Here is a 14,048-nt window from a genome sequence, read left to right as displayed (position 1 = left end):
TGCAGCTAGTTAGGCCGCGCCGGGTGCGAAATGCTTTAAAACAGCTGGATAAGCCGTGCCACGAGCGAAACGCAGATCAGGGAAAGGAGAGCTGCAGCAGTGTAGATTGCGGCTTTCGGAAGCGGTGTGTCCGGCCGCCTGATGCGGAGGACGTCGCACGTGACCAGGGTCACGACGGTGGCAAATCCCGTCAGGAAGATGAGCATTATGCACCTACCAGGGCTTCACGGGACCGCTTGGCGCCGAGCGCCAGGAGGCCAAGGGTGATGAGTGACAGCAGGAGCACGGCCACAGGCGGGGACCACATCCGCGCAAAGACCATGGCGGTGGCCACAATGGTGGAAAGCGCCAGGCTGGACGCGACCGCGATTGCTATGGCCAGCGGGAGAGTACTGTGCTTCTCCACCTGGTCCGGGGATCCGAACCGCAGAAGCATGACCAGGGCTGTTCCCGGTCCCGCGAGCAGGAACAGGCCGATCACCACCAGCCGGAGTCCTTCGGGGCCGACGAATGAGAGGGGTATCGCGGCCACGGCCACGGCGGCCACAGCGTAGCTTGCGTATTTTTGATCAAATGCCATTGCCTGCTCCTTTGATGTGGAAGACCACGCCGCCGGCGTTTTCGAAGACTTTCGACCAGCCGGGGCTGGTGCCGCACGTCGCAATGAAGTGGTCGAGATCGCCGGGGGGAGTGGTGCCGAGAAGATCCGCGGCGCGTTTTTGGCTGGTTGTGACGATCAGGTAGGCGCCCGACCGTTGGGCGATTCTGTTGCTCGCATCGCAGGTCAGAGGATCCGGATTGGTCCTTGGCTGGGCCGCGAGGAGTGCCCGGTAGTCATACTCGGCGTATTTTTGGAACTGCCACGGAGTATTTCGTATGGCCTCGATCAGGATTGAGCCGTTCGGTGCCGTGGCGTAGAGGCGGTTGACGAGGGAAACTTCGTCCTGGGTGAATTTTTCCATGCTGTCATTGCCATAGCGGGTAACCACTGTGGCCGTGGCAAGGACCGAGCCGAGGAGCAGCAGGGCGAGCGCCCTGCGCCAGCCCGGGGTGCCGTTCCGGTCCGGGATGAGGGTGAGGACCGCCAGGCAGGCCGCGAACGGCAGGCTGAACATGTACAGGCGGAGAAGCAGTTCGCCGCCGTAGGGCTGGCCGGGAATCAGCGCCAGCGGCGCCACAGCCCCGAGCGCCGCCGTGAGCCAGGCTGTCCGCCGCCGGTGGGCCATGAAGGCGCCCAGTGCGGCCAGAATCCACACAAATGCCACCTCGGCAAGGCGAATGTAGACCACCAGCACATGGGAATCGCTGCCGGAGACGCGCTGGGTGACGGCACCGAGCGTGTTGGCCTGGACGTCACCGAACGATCCGAAGAGCTGGCTCAGGTGGCCTTCGAAGTAAGCCGAGGCCACGAACACCAGCCAGGCCAGCGGCAGTGCGACCGCGAGGAGGGGAAGGAAAGGCAGTCGGAGCCGGCCGCTCAGGAGGAAGACCGCCAGGATCGGGATGACCGCGAACGGCGTGAGCTGGTGCGAAGCGGTCATGGCGACGAGGAAGCCCGCGCACACCACTACCAGCACGGCTGCGTCGGCCGGGGGAGGACTCGCCATGCCCTGGTGCGGAACGGTCGGGTCAAGCTTCGATACGCCGCGCGCCAGCGATGCGGTGAACCTGTTGGTGCCGGTGGGCCACGCCCAGCCGCTGAACGCACTCAGCACACAGGCAAGCAGCGTGACGAGCAGCAGGAAGGCGTAGGCCTGCGGGGACAGGTAGTCCTGCCCCACCCAGCTGGTGAGGAAAAAGATCCAGACGCCGGCCCAGGCCTGCCGGGGCTGGGAGGTGATCCTTGTTGCCAGGGCCAGCAGGGGCGCCAGCAGCAGCAGGTTGATTCCCAGGGGGGCCCAGGTGGCGACGCCGATCAGGTCCTTGACACCGGTTGCTCCGGAGACCAGCCCTAGGAAGTCGAAGAAGCCCGGCCAGTTGAAGTAGGCGTCGAGGTTCGGATCCAGCTGCCCGGACTTTGCGATGTGGTCTGCAATGCCCAGGTGGCGGTAGCTGGCCTCGAGCCGCGGCAGGCCATGGATGATGGGGTCGGCGGAATGCAGGATGACCACCATGACCAGGACCTGCCCGGCCAGAAGCGCCGGCGTGTGCCGCCGCAGATTCAGGGTGGCCACAAAGCCCGTCAGGCTGAGGGCCAGGGCCACGAAGAAGGCCGGCGGCAACGCCTCAATGAGCCCGGTCCCGCCAATCCGCTCCGGATCGACGTTCAGCAGGCTCCAGATGCCGAGGGCAAGGGCAGTCGCGGCCAAGGCTGCCAGCGCTGCCAACTTCCAGGGCGGTGACGGCTCATGATGGACGACGGCGGGTGGAACCGTGCCGCCGTGCTTGGCACTGCTGTGCTTGGTTTCGGCATGCTTGATTTCGCTGTGTTTTGCGTCGCCATGTTTGGTGCCGCCATGCTTCGTTTCGGCGTGCCGGTGGGGCGCGGGTGCCGGAGGGGCGGTCGGCGTGGGTTCGGGTGTCATGGTTGCTCGATTCCAGTCGGCTGGTTGAGTGCCGCTGACGGAACCTGGGCCGGTTCAGCGGCGGGCGTGGCCGAGGTGAGATTCCTCAGGCGCCAGAGGGCGATCAGCGCTGCGGCCGCCTGGGCCGCGGACCAGAGCGCGGATACGCCGGTGAGGCCATATTGCTGGGCCACAACGGCGGCGGGTGCCACCACCAGCACGGCGGCCAGAACGGCTACTGCCGTGGCTTCGACGAGACGGCCCTGCGCGCGGCACAGGCCGAAGTAGACCTGAGTGATGCAGCTCAGAAGCAGGGCTGGCACCAGGACTGGCAGCAGTGTCCAGGCGGCCGCGTACTGCGCGCCCAGAAAACCGAGGAGGTAGGGGCCGGCCAGGAGCAGGATGGCTCCGGCTGCCAGTGTGAGGGCGAGGCTGCTTCTGAGAGCCGAGGACACGAGGCCAGGTTTCGACCGGTCGCCCGCCAGGGCGGTCTGAAGCGAGAACCCGGCGGACTGCGGCACAAAGAAGACCGCCGACGCCATCATCCACACGATGTACCAGGACGCTGTCGCCGAGGTTCCGAGCGTGGCAGCGACGATCAGCGGCAGCAGGTAACCGGGTGCGCGGTCCGCGAGCATCAGTGCGTGGTTCGGAAGCCCCGGCTTCAGCAGCTTCACGGCGGGGCCAAACCGGAACCCGCCTTTCCAGTCCGGGGAGGTGCTGGCCTGGCGGAGCTGGCGCAGTCCTACGAGCACGCTGGCCAGGGCACCGGCCGCCACCGCTCCCACCACAACCGTCAGCTCGCGGGCGCCTGCCGCCAGGGAAATTCCAAGGAACGCCAGCTGGACCAGGCTCTGGGCCAGACTCCGGACCAGGGTGCGGTCGGCGCGCTCCTGCGCCACTCCCACGTGGTCCAGCTGATAGGCGGAGGCCGCGAAAAGCGCGGTTGCCATGAAAATGATGGTGACTGCGGGGTCGTTCCAGGCTTCACCAACGCCCGCGCCGAGCGCGTGCGTCACTGCGGCCACTGCGCCGGCAACAACCACCGACGCGACCCCCACTGTCAGCAGGCTGCTCGCGATCAGGCGGCGTCCGCCGTCGGACTGTGCCGGAAGAAGGGTGAGCGTGGCCGGCCCGACGCCGAGCATCCCGAGCTGCACGGTCAGCAGGGCCGCGGCAACCACGGCGGAGCCCATCCCGATTTCCGCCGGCGGCATCGCAAGCGCCGCGAGCGCCCAGAACAGGAACCCCGTGACCATCGGTGCCACCCGCGCTGCGGTCAGCCACGCGGCATTTCCGCCGACGGAGAGGCCGGCGCCTGGCGGGCGGAGGATTTCGCCGAACATCGAGCGGTAGTTGTACAGGAGGAAACCGGCCCAATACGGCAGGAAGCGCGGCGCGTGCAGGAGCGACAGGCCAACCCCGCGGACCGTTGCCAGCAGCGGCAGGGCCACAAGCCAGCCGGCGCGGGCCGGGTGCTTGCGGATGGTCCGTGCCAGGCCGGCGCCGTCCTGGAGCCACTGGTCACGGGCGCAGTCGAACGTGTCGATGAAGCGGTGCCGCACTACCGTGGTGCTGGAGACGCCCAGCCGGTAGCCGGCTTCCTCCAGCCGTATCCTCAGCTCGATGTCCTCGCCCGAGCGGAAGGTGTCGTCGAAGGCAACCGACATCAGTACTTTCCGGCGCATCAGGGTGGCGCAGACTCCGAACCACGACCGGACCCGGCTGTGGTTGTGGTGCCAGGCCAGGGCCGCCCCCCAATATCCGGGACCGTCGGATTCGCTGGCGAGGCCGAACTGGAGCCCGTCGTAGCCGCCGGCCTTGAACTCGTCCAGCAGGCCGCCCAGGGAACCGGGCGGAAGAACCACGTCGGCGTCGATGAGCGCCACGGCATCGCAGCAGGCGTTCTCGACGCCGAGCATCCGGGCCGCGGGCAGCCCGCGGCCCTCGTCGGAAATGACTCTCGCTCCGAACGATCGTGCGATCTCGGCCGTGTCATCCGTAGAACAGCCATCCACCACGATGATCTCGCGCGGCTTTTCGCTGCGGATGGATTCCAGGCATTCCGCCAGCCACTGGGCGGCGTTGCGCGCGGGAACCACCACCGATACTTCAAGATCGCTGACGTGGCGCCTCATCTCACTCCTCCAGCTTTGAGCTGATCAGGTTCGCAACGTAATCGGAGGTCCGGTCCGCGGACCACGAGGCGGGGATCCGCAGCAGGGAACACGGGACGCCGTCGAGGGCTTGCCGCACCACTGCTGCCTTGTGGGCGAAGTACTCCTCCAGAGGAACGAGGCCGGTAGCGCCCAAAGCCTCCACGAGCCGCCGCGAAACCATGGGCAGCTCAGAATGGAAGTTCCCCACGATGCGCGACGTCATCCATTCGGTGCTGCGTGTTTCCAACCGCGCATCGGAACCGTCGAAGCGTTCAAGGAAGATCGCCAGCCTGGTAAGCGCCCCCGATGAGATGCGGCCCGGGCCGAAAACCTCCTCGGGATGCACCATCCTGTGTTCAGGGGACCAGCGGCGGGTGAAGGCCGCCGTCTTTGGATATCTCACGATCACCGGGTGCACCGCGGTGGCAAGCCGGGCCACTGAATTGGTGAGCCAGCCCGGCGCCAGCGGCTTGCGGGCACCACTGAACATGTCCGGGTAGATGGTCTTGTGGTGGGGCTTGAGGAACATCGGTTTCGCGTACCCCATGAGCATGCCGTCGGAACCCAGGAAGGCCCAGTCATCGGCCATGAAGCGCACCCCGGGTTTGGCCACCAGCTTGGCCACCGTGCTGGTCTTGCCCACACCGCCCCACGCAGGAAGCAGAACTCCGGAACCGCGGTAGTCCACCACGGCCGCATGAATCATCGCGGCGTTCTCCCTGATGCAGAGGGCGTCGAGCAGCGGGATGACAGCCGTCAGCAGCTCGCCGTTGCCCTGAACGGCATAGCCGTCACGGGTTTCGATGATCTGTACTCGGTCCGCGGGAAGGTAGAGCGAGTCTGCCGTGAAGCGGTAGGCATCCTCGGCGTGCGACTGGTCTGTCACCGCCGTCATCTCTCCGCTGACATGCAGGCGGAGTGGCGCGTGGGATCCGCCGAGAAACGGGCCAAGCATGTCCCGCAATTGCGATTCGCCGGGAGTGCCGGGGGCCACGTCGATACCCACGAGACCGTGGACATCAAAGCTGGCGCCTGCGGGCGCACCCGATTCCTTCGTTACGCTGCGCTCAGACTGGCTCATGATCTGCGCTTCCGGCTGGCGTGGCGGTTAAGGCGTGGCTGTGTTTTGGATTAATGCAAATCAATTGACTTCCCTCCAGCTGGGTCGTGCTCCGTTTTGCTTCGATTCCGCGTCTATGGGGGCTGCTGGCAGGCGCCGCCCGCGGACGTACCCGCAGGTGGTGACGGCCAGTACGGCGATGATGGTCATGGCGCGGCCCAGGCCCGCCGGATCCTTGCCCTGGACCCGATCCCTGATGCCGACGAACACCGCACGGGGCAGAATCTGCCGGACGTAGCGCCGTTCCGGTCCGAGTGCCCGCTTGTGCCCGACAATCTTGCTGACCTGTGCCTTGGAAATGCCCTCGGACCAGGCGCGCCGCAGCATGTAGTTCAAGGTGCCGCGCTGGGCGGGAACGAAGTGATGCACGAGGGCAGCGGGTTCGTACACCACACGGGCGCCCGGCGTGCCGATGACCGCCCTGATGCAGATCTCCGTTTCCTCGCAGCCGAGCGGCAAGGAATTTTGTCGGCCCAGGGAGGTGTTGAAGCCACCCACGACGTCCAGTACCTCGGAGCGGAATGACATGTTCGCGCCGATCACGTTGCGCACTTCCGCGGCCACCCTTGGCATCCCCCGGTGGGTGCAGCCGACGATCCAGTCGAGCTCCTCCGCGAAATAGCCCGGACGCCCCTTTTCCCACACGGGAACGGCTCGTCCGCCCACCGCCAGGACATCGTGGTCGTCGTAGAGCGCCGTCAGGCGTTCCAGCCAGTCCGGTGCCGCCTGGGCGTCGTCGTCCAGGAAGGCAACGATGCCGGCGGTGGCGGCGGCGGCGCCCGTGTTGCGTGCCCCGGACAGGCCCTTTGGGCCGGTGTTTTCCAGGATCACGACGTCCGACACCGTGAAAATGAGCCTCTTGTAGAGGTCCATGTTGTAGTCGACAACCACAATCGTCTGCTCCGGCGGAACCGACTGGCCCCGGACAGACTCAACGGCTGACATCAGCAGGTCCCAGCGATCCTCCGTGTAGGAGCAGATCACGACGGAAACCGCCGGCAAGCCCTCAGTATGATGCATGTTAGTCGCCCGCCATGAGGCCCAGGACAGTCTGGGGATCGGTTGGAATGTGAGGAAGGGAAATGCTTGGGTACTTGTACTTCACGCGCCTGAGTGCCTCCGGCCGGGCGCCAGCCGTGGGCGCCTCCCACCCGACGCACTCGCGGGCAAGGGTCCGGAGGACGCGCCAGCCGTCGCGAAAAGTGTGGAGGTTCGAGTTGCCGGAGATGCGGTTGAGCTCGTTGCTGGGGACCTCTGCGATCCGCAGCCCGGCCCTGGAGGCGCGGACAATCAGTTCCGTCTCAATCTCGAAGCCCTCAGACTGGAGCTCCAGGATCTGCAGGCACTCACGGCGCATCGCGATGTAGCCGTAGCAGAGATCCGAGAAATCGCTGTGGAGCACGAGGTTGGCCAGGCCGGTCAACGCCCGGTTGCCGGTGCTGCGAAGCAACGTGATGTCCTCGGAACCTCCGCCCGTGACGTAGCGGGAACCCTTGACGAAGTCGAATTCGTGCTGAAGCGGGGAAACGAACCAGCCGATCTCCTGGGGGTCCATGCTCCCGTCTGCATCGAGCATGACGATGATGTCGCCGGAGGCTGCGGCCAGGCCGGCCCGCACCGCGAAGCCCTTGCCGGCCTGCGGTTCGGAAACCACCACGACGTCGAGGCGGAGGGCGCGGGCGACGTCTACTGTGCTATCCAGGGAACGGCCGTCGACGATCACCACTTCGTCTACATAGGAGGGCATTCGTCGAAGGACCCAAGGAAGATTCTTGGCCTCATTCAGGGTGGGGATAACCACGCTGACCGAAGCCAAGGGCGATGGAGCAGGTAAGTCTGCGCGCAGACTGGAAACAAGAACAGGGATGGTCACTAGCCTCACCACTCAATGGAGTTGTATGCCTTTGCCAACCCGCAGCAGCCTTCCCGGTCTCCCGGGAAGTAGACCAAAGCGTTTGCTGCTGCGTCGGAGGCAACTTGCGTGCACTCCCCCTCGTTTATGTTTTATTTATCAACTTGGGAAAACCTTGGGGTTCCTTGGGGTCACCCCACTTTTGGGGGTCGATGAACGCCGGGATCGGCGCAACCCCCAGTTTTGGGGGTCGCTAAATCCTAGGAAGCGTGAAGTTCGTGGTGCCAGACTTGCCGCATGTTTTTCTCAGCCCAGTGGAGCATCCGTCCGCGCCGGGGCCGGCGGCGCCGTTACGGCCTCCGGAGCCTGGCCACGCTCGCGGCGATGGTGATGCTCGCCGGATGCGGATCCGTGGCCAACGAAGCCCGGCGGTTACCGCTCGGGGAGCTGCCCCCTGTCGACCCCCTCATCAGCAAACTGCCGGTGGGTGACCTGCCCGGCTGGAAACAGGTGTTCCTCGAGGACTTCGACAAGGGCAACGTTCCCGTGGGCAGTTTCCCGGGCGATGCGTACGGCCAGATGTGGAGCGAGGGATACAAGGACGGGACCCCTGACACGGCGGGACAGACGGGAACGAAATCGGGCTACTACCCGTCCAAGGTGCTGAGCGTGAAGGACGGGACCCTGGACTGGTACCTCCATTCCGAGGACGGCGTCTCCATGGGCGCCGCGCCCACACCCAAGATCCCGAATGACAGTTCGAACCCGCACCGGGCCAACAGCCTGCTCTACGGAAGGTATTCGGTCCGCTTCAAGGCCGATTCCCTGCCGGGCTTCAAGACAGCGTGGCTCCTGTGGCCGGACAGCGGGGCGTGGCCGCGGGACGGCGAGGTCGATTTCCCTGAAGGCGACCTTTCCAAGACGTTCTACGGTGCCGTGCACAAAATGGGCAAAGACCCGCAGGACCAAGACCTGTTCGACTCCCGGGCAACGTTCGAGACGTGGCACGTCGCCACGATGGAGTGGAGCCCGGGCAAGGTCGAGTTTTTCCTCGACGGCCGCTCACTCGGAGCAGGAACGGAGAGCACGCCGACGACCCCCATGCACTACATCCTTCAGACTGAGTCCTGCCTGCGGGGATGCCCGGAGCCCGAGACGGCGGGACACGTATCCGTGGACTGGGTGGCCGTCTGGAAACGCGGCTGAGGGGGAGTGGTAAGAACTACTTCCGTTCAATGGTGAAGTCGTCTGTGAAGCTGTAGCCTTCGGCGGGGACGAACCTGGCGGAGAGCCGGCCTGCCGTGGCGGTGACGTCCAGGGTGCCCAGTGCCGCATCGCGGTTTCTGCCCGCCATGGCGGCAAAGTACCGGGCTTCGGAATCGTCGCCGTGCACGTCGTAGAAGCCCACCCCGCCCGTGCCCACAGTTGCGAAAACCGTTCCGGCACCGTGGACCATGCTTTGATCGGAATCAGCAATGCAGCCTGTCGAAAAAGCGTCGGGCACGACATTGGCACACGGAACACCGATGCGGAGCTGGTGCGTCCGCTGGTACGTGTGTTCATGCCCCGTCAGCACCAGGTCAACGTTCTTGTCCACCAGCAAGTTCATGAAGTCCTTGCCCGGCTGGCACTCGTACTTGCCCACGCTGAGGCAGGGTGCGTGCATGCCCACCACGGTCCAGGGAATCCGCTTCGACTCTGCTCCGTCCAGGGCCGCCGCGGTCCAGCGCCAGCGCTCGCTGTTCCTTGAATAGTCCAGGTTTTTTCCGTCGTGGAAGTCAATGCCGGGAGACACCATGACGAACCGCACCAGGGGGTTCCGTTCCGGGACATCGACGTACCACTGCGTGCCGTAGTCCCCCTGGAGGCCCGGCAGTTTGTTGGGCAGGCACCTGACGATGTTCTGGATGTCGCCGTCGTGGCCATCACTTTCGTGGTTTCCCGTGACGACCTGGTAGGGAAAATCGGAGCCCAGTTTACCCGTGACCATGTCGCAGAACTCCTGCTCGAGCCCGGCCTCGTAGGAGTAATCCCCCAGTCCGAGATTCAGCTGCGGCCGGAGCCCGGCAATGGTGTCCAGAACGCGCCGGGCCCCGTCGCCGAGGCCCACGTCGCCTTGCGCCGTGAAGTGGACAGAGGGTTCTGCCGGCTCCGACTGAGTGGGCGTTGCGCTGGGGCTTGGTGTTTCGGTCGGCCGCGATGTTGCGGTCGGGGAAGGCGCTGGCGGGCTCGATGTTCCCGGCGAGCCGGTTGTGGGTGGCGGGCTCGACGGCGGGGGCTGCGGCGGGTCTTGCTGGCATCCGGTCAGGAGCAACGCCAAGGCCAAGACGGCGGCCGGAACCCGTCCTGCCAGCTTCCGCGGAGTGGACGGTCCAGTCATGATCCCTCACATCACAGAACGGCACCTGATGACGCGGATCAGCCCGAGGCGATAGCGCGACAACTGCTTGGCCCCAGAGTAACGCCGGCTGCGCAGCTTAGGCCATAGCAGAGGCTTCGCCCGTCATCCCGCGTCGCCTCCCTCCGTTACATGCCCGGGATGTCGAGGGCCTCGTAGACCTGGATGTTGGCGCCGGGCATCATCAGGTGCGGGTGGCCCTCGAGCAGGGCCAGGGCGCCGTCCATGTCCTCTGCCTGAAGGATGCCGTACCCGCCCACGTTCGTGCTGGTGTCGGAGGTTCCGGTGGCGCTGACCTCTTTGCCGGCGCCCAGCGGATTACCCATGTCCACGATGCCGCCACCCGCCCGCTGGGCCCACTCCATCCAGGCCTTCATGCCTTCTTGGGCGGCCTCGGGGGTGCTCTCAGCCATTTGCGCTTGTGCCGACTGCGGGGCGTTGTAAAGAACAACAAACTTCGTCATGTCAGGTCCTCTTCTCGAGTGTGCTGATGAAACCATCATCGCTGGTCACGGGTCGATCCTAGGGGGATTCCGGTGGCAGGGATACAGTTCAAGGGCTATGGTTTTCCCGAAGTTCATCTGCCCCGAAAGGGCCGTTCGCTGTGGGCAAACTTGGACCTCTCAGCGTCTTTTGGCAAAGTTGAGCGTATTAGACTCAATTTACTTAATCGCATCCCGGAAGGAGCTCTCTTTGGACGCCAAATTCACCACCAAGAGCCAGGAGGCTCTCTCTGCGGCAGCCATGAACGCGTCAACGGCCGGAAATCCCCAGGTGGAGCCGGCCCACTTGCTGAAGGCGCTGATGGACCAGCGGGACGGCGTCGCCGTCGCCCTGCTCCGCGCCACCGGGACGGACGCGGATGCCGTCAGCGTGCAGGCCAGCACGGCCATCAAGAAACTGCCCGCAACGTCGGGAAGCTCCGTCCAACAGGCGCAGCTGTCCCGCACGGCCCTGCAGGCCATCCAGACCGCGCAGAACGAGGCGGACAGGCTCGGGGACTCGTTTGTCTCCACCGAGCACCTGCTGCTGGGCCTTTCGGCCGGGAGCGACGGCGTCGGAAAGCTTTTGCGCGACGCCGGCGCCTCCCACGAAGCGCTGCTCGCCGCGGTGCCCGGGGTGCGCGGGGACCGCACCGTCAACAGCCCTGATCCCGAAAACACGTTCCAAGCCCTGGAAAAATTCGGTACGGACCTGACCGCCATGGCCCGCTCCGGGAAGCTGGACCCGGTGATCGGCCGCGATACGGAAATACGGCGCATCATCCAGGTGCTGAGCCGGCGCACCAAGAACAACCCCGTGATCATCGGCGAACCCGGCGTGGGCAAGACGGCCGTCGTCGAGGGCCTGGCCCAACGGATCGTGGCCGGCGACGTGCCGGAAAGCCTGCGCGGCAAGACCCTCATCGCGCTGGACCTCGCGTCCATGGTGGCCGGTGCAAAGTACCGCGGCGAGTTCGAGGAGCGGCTCAAGGCCGTATTGGAGGAAATCAAGAACTCGGACGGCCAGATCGTTACGTTCATCGACGAGATCCACACCGTGGTGGGCGCCGGCGCCACGGGCGAGAGCTCCATGGACGCCGGCAACATGCTCAAGCCCATGCTGGCCCGCGGCGAGCTGCGCCTGATCGGTGCCACCACGCTTGACGAGTACCGCGAGAACATCGAAAAGGACCCCGCTCTGGAGCGCCGCTTCCAGCAGGTGTACGTGGGTGAGCCGAGCGTGGATGACACAATCGGCATCCTCCGCGGCCTGAAGGAGCGCTACGAGGCCCACCACAAGGTGGCCATCGCGGACTCCGCGCTGGTGGCGGCGGCGTCGCTTTCCAACCGGTACATTTCCGGGCGCCAATTGCCGGACAAGGCCATCGACCTCGTGGACGAGGCCGCCTCCAGGCTGCGGATGGAGATCGACTCCGCGCCGGAGGAAATTGACCAGCTGCGCCGACAGGTGGACAGGCTCACCATGGAGGAGCTGGCCCTCGCCAACGAGAAGGACGCGTCCTCGGTGGAGCGTCTTGCCGCGTTGCGCGCGGACATGGCGGACAGGAAAGAGGAACTCGCCGCCCTGAACTCCCGCTGGGAGGCGGAGAAGGCAGGCCTGAACCGCGTGGGAGACCTGAAGGCCAAGTTGGACGAGCTTCGGTCCGCCGCGGACAAGGCCCAGCGTGAAGGCGACCTCGAGACCGCCTCGCGCGTACTCTACGGCGAGATTCCGGCGCTGGAGCGCGAACTGAACGCCGCCGCAGAAGCCGAGGCCGCCGTCACGGACAAGTCCGGTCAGATGGTGGCGGAGCAGGTCACTGCTGACGACATCGCCGAGGTCATCTCGGCCTGGACCGGCATCCCCGCCGGCCGCATGCTGCAGGGTGAAAGCCAGAAGCTGCTCCACATGGAGGAGGAACTCGGCAGGCGCCTGATCGGCCAGTCCAAGGCCGTGGCCGCCGTGTCCGACGCCGTCCGCCGCGCCCGCGCCGGCATCAGCGATCCGAACCGCCCCACCGGCTCCTTCCTGTTCCTCGGCCCCACCGGCGTGGGCAAGACCGAACTGGCCAAGGCGCTCGCGGACTTCCTGTTCGACGACGAACGCGCCATGGTGCGGATCGACATGTCCGAGTACAGCGAGAAGCATTCCGTGGCGCGGCTCGTGGGGGCGCCCCCCGGCTACGTGGGCTACGAGGAAGGCGGTCAGCTGACCGAGGCCGTCCGCCGTCGGCCGTATTCCGTAGTGCTGCTCGACGAGGTTGAAAAGGCGCACCCGGAGGTCTTCGACATCCTTCTGCAGGTGCTCGACGACGGCCGCCTCACCGACGGCCAGGGCCGCACCGTGGACTTCCGCAACGCGATTTTGGTGCTGACGTCCAACCTGGGCAGCCAGTTCCTGGTGGACCCCATCCTGGACGCCGAGGCCAAACGCAATGCCGTGATGGCTACGGTGAACGCGTCCTTCAAGCCGGAGTTCCTGAACCGGCTGGACGAGGTGGTGCTGTTCGACCCCCTGACAGTGGACGAACTCGCCAGGATCGTGGAGCTGCAGGTGGCAGAGCTGTCCGGCCGGCTTTACGAGCGGCGGCTCTCGCTCGAAGTGACCGACAGTGCCCGCGCCTGGCTGGCGATGTCCGGCTTCGACCCGGCGTACGGCGCCCGCCCGCTGCGACGGCTGGTCCAGCGCGAGATCGGCGACCGCCTCGCCAAGGCCATCCTCGCCGGCGGAATCGCGGACGGCGACACTGTGCTTGTGGACACGGCCGCCGACGTCGACGAACTCACCATTGAGGGGCTCGAGGCCATGGCAGGACCCGGTGGCGGCGCTCCCGCCGGAAGCGGCCTTTCGGTCCGCCGCAAGGGCTAGTCGCCGCCCGCCCGCGCCTAGGGGACGCCCGCCCGCGACTAAGGGAGCAGGCTGGCCTTGATGATGTTGCCCGCGTCCGCGATGACGTAGCAGTCGACGCGGCGGTCGCCTTGGCCCCAGCTGTCGCTGCTGGGGTAGGCAAGCCTGTAGCTCAGCACATAAGCGTTGGATTTGCTGGTCAGGGCCGCAGCTTGGCAAGCCTCCCGCGCCTTGGCTTTCATCGCTACCCTGCCGGGGTAGGAGTCCCCGGCAGGGTAGCGGTGGGCTGCCACGAGCTGCGCCGAGTGCTCGGTGGTGCACGCCACCACGGTGGCGCCGGTTGCTGATGGGTCAAAATCCTTGAAACAGTCGCCAACCCTGAAGTCCAGCGGGCTCACGCCCTTGAGTGGGAGCTTGGGGCGCGGCGATGCGGACGGAGCGGCGGCGGAGGCCTGCCCGTTGGAGGCACCCGGCTGTTTCGCGGCCTCCAGCGTTGCGGTGGCCAGCAGCGAAGTCAGTGTCCAGGTGAGCAGGCCGGCCACTCCGAGCAGTGCCACCACGAAGGCCGCCTTGAACAGGTTCTGCCTCAGTTCGGCCCTTGGCTCCGGGGCCGGCCGGGCTCCGGGATATGGCGAGATATCCTCCGGGGCGGTTTGCGGCGGCGCAATTCTGGGTGGGGCAGCCG

12 protein-coding genes are annotated in these 14,048 nt (G+C 66.0%); 2 read left to right on the top strand and 10 right to left on the bottom strand.

What is annotated here, in order from left to right; genetic code table 11:
• Positions 1-35 precede the first annotated feature (35 nt).
• The 7 genes from LQ144_RS16540 to LQ144_RS16510 are packed head-to-tail and all read right to left on the bottom strand — an operon-like array spanning position 36 to position 7,584.
• Positions 36-206, bottom strand: coding sequence for a hypothetical protein (locus tag LQ144_RS16540; RefSeq protein ID WP_230119793.1), 171 nt, complete (start codon positions 204-206; stop codon positions 36-38).
• Entirely contained in the window at positions 206-580 is a 375-nt protein-coding gene (locus tag LQ144_RS16535) for a hypothetical protein (protein WP_230119792.1), read from the bottom strand. The genes LQ144_RS16540 and LQ144_RS16535 overlap by 1 nt, the downstream gene beginning before the upstream one ends.
• Complete coding sequence (locus tag LQ144_RS16530; RefSeq protein WP_230119791.1) at positions 570-2,525, bottom strand: hypothetical protein; 1,956 nt, start codon at positions 2,523-2,525, stop codon at positions 570-572. Before LQ144_RS16530 ends, LQ144_RS16535 begins: the two co-directional genes overlap by 11 nt.
• Complete coding sequence (locus tag LQ144_RS16525) at positions 2,522-4,642, bottom strand: glycosyltransferase (RefSeq protein ID WP_230119790.1); 2,121 nt, start codon at positions 4,640-4,642, stop codon at positions 2,522-2,524. Before LQ144_RS16525 ends, LQ144_RS16530 begins: the two co-directional genes overlap by 4 nt.
• Position 4,643: 1 nt before the next feature.
• The gene (locus LQ144_RS16520; RefSeq protein WP_230119789.1) at positions 4,644-5,744 is read right to left on the bottom strand and encodes a hypothetical protein; all 1,101 of its coding nucleotides are present in this window, start codon (positions 5,742-5,744) and stop codon (positions 4,644-4,646) included.
• A gap of 60 nt (positions 5,745-5,804) precedes the next feature.
• Positions 5,805-6,785 carry a glycosyltransferase family 2 protein gene (locus tag LQ144_RS16515; protein WP_230119788.1) on the bottom strand — a complete coding sequence of 327 codons (981 nt, stop codon included), beginning with the start codon at positions 6,783-6,785 and terminating at the stop codon, positions 5,805-5,807.
• A gap of 19 nt (positions 6,786-6,804) precedes the next feature.
• Complete coding sequence (locus LQ144_RS16510) at positions 6,805-7,584, bottom strand: glycosyltransferase family 2 protein (protein ID WP_290369783.1); 780 nt, start codon at positions 7,582-7,584, stop codon at positions 6,805-6,807.
• A 348-nt stretch (positions 7,585-7,932) separates the two neighbouring features.
• On the opposite strand from LQ144_RS16510, the gene LQ144_RS16505 reads away from it, so the two are divergent.
• Positions 7,933-8,841, top strand: a complete 909-nt coding sequence (locus LQ144_RS16505; RefSeq protein ID WP_230119786.1) for a glycoside hydrolase family 16 protein — start codon at positions 7,933-7,935, stop codon at positions 8,839-8,841.
• Positions 8,842-8,857: 16 nt separating this feature from the next.
• On the opposite strand, the gene LQ144_RS16500 is transcribed toward LQ144_RS16505, so the two are convergent.
• Positions 8,858-9,745, bottom strand: a complete 888-nt coding sequence (locus tag LQ144_RS16500) for a metallophosphoesterase (RefSeq protein ID WP_230119785.1) — start codon at positions 9,743-9,745, stop codon at positions 8,858-8,860.
• A 416-nt stretch (positions 9,746-10,161) separates the two neighbouring features.
• Positions 10,162-10,497: a YciI family protein gene (locus tag LQ144_RS16495; protein ID WP_230119784.1), complete on the bottom strand. Its 336-nt coding sequence runs from the start codon at positions 10,495-10,497 to the stop codon at positions 10,162-10,164.
• 229 nt (positions 10,498-10,726) lie between these two features.
• Here LQ144_RS16495 and clpB point away from each other — a divergent pair, with 229 nt between their 5' ends.
• Positions 10,727-13,384, top strand: a complete 2,658-nt coding sequence (gene clpB, locus LQ144_RS16490) for an ATP-dependent chaperone ClpB (RefSeq protein WP_230119783.1) — start codon at positions 10,727-10,729, stop codon at positions 13,382-13,384.
• A gap of 38 nt (positions 13,385-13,422) precedes the next feature.
• Here the strand turns inward: clpB and LQ144_RS16485 are convergent.
• On the bottom strand, positions 13,423-14,048 hold a 626-nt coding region (locus LQ144_RS16485; RefSeq protein WP_230119782.1), incomplete at its 5' end, for a septum formation family protein.

This window comes from Arthrobacter sp. Bi83 (genome assembly GCF_918698095.1).
Lineage (GTDB): Bacteria > Actinomycetota > Actinomycetes > Actinomycetales > Micrococcaceae > Arthrobacter.
The sequence above is the reverse complement of the archived record's forward strand: the minus strand, read 5'-3'. Positions and strand labels throughout refer to the sequence as shown.

Coding starts and splice junctions, on each gene's coding strand:
- LQ144_RS16520 (WP_230119789.1), bottom strand. CDS start 5,744: ATGAGCCAGTCTGAGCGCAGCGTAACGAAGGAATCGGGTGCGCCCGCA.
- LQ144_RS16525 (WP_230119790.1), bottom strand. CDS start 4,642: ATGAGGCGCCACGTCAGCGATCTTGAAGTATCGGTGGTGGTTCCCGCG.
- LQ144_RS16495 (WP_230119784.1), bottom strand. CDS start 10,497: ATGACGAAGTTTGTTGTTCTTTACAACGCCCCGCAGTCGGCACAAGCG.
- LQ144_RS16535 (WP_230119792.1), bottom strand. CDS start 580: ATGGCATTTGATCAAAAATACGCAAGCTACGCTGTGGCCGCCGTGGCC.
- LQ144_RS16540 (WP_230119793.1), bottom strand. CDS start 206: ATGCTCATCTTCCTGACGGGATTTGCCACCGTCGTGACCCTGGTCACG.
- LQ144_RS16505 (WP_230119786.1), top strand. CDS start 7,933: ATGTTTTTCTCAGCCCAGTGGAGCATCCGTCCGCGCCGGGGCCGGCGG.
- LQ144_RS16530 (WP_230119791.1), bottom strand. CDS start 2,525: ATGACACCCGAACCCACGCCGACCGCCCCTCCGGCACCCGCGCCCCAC.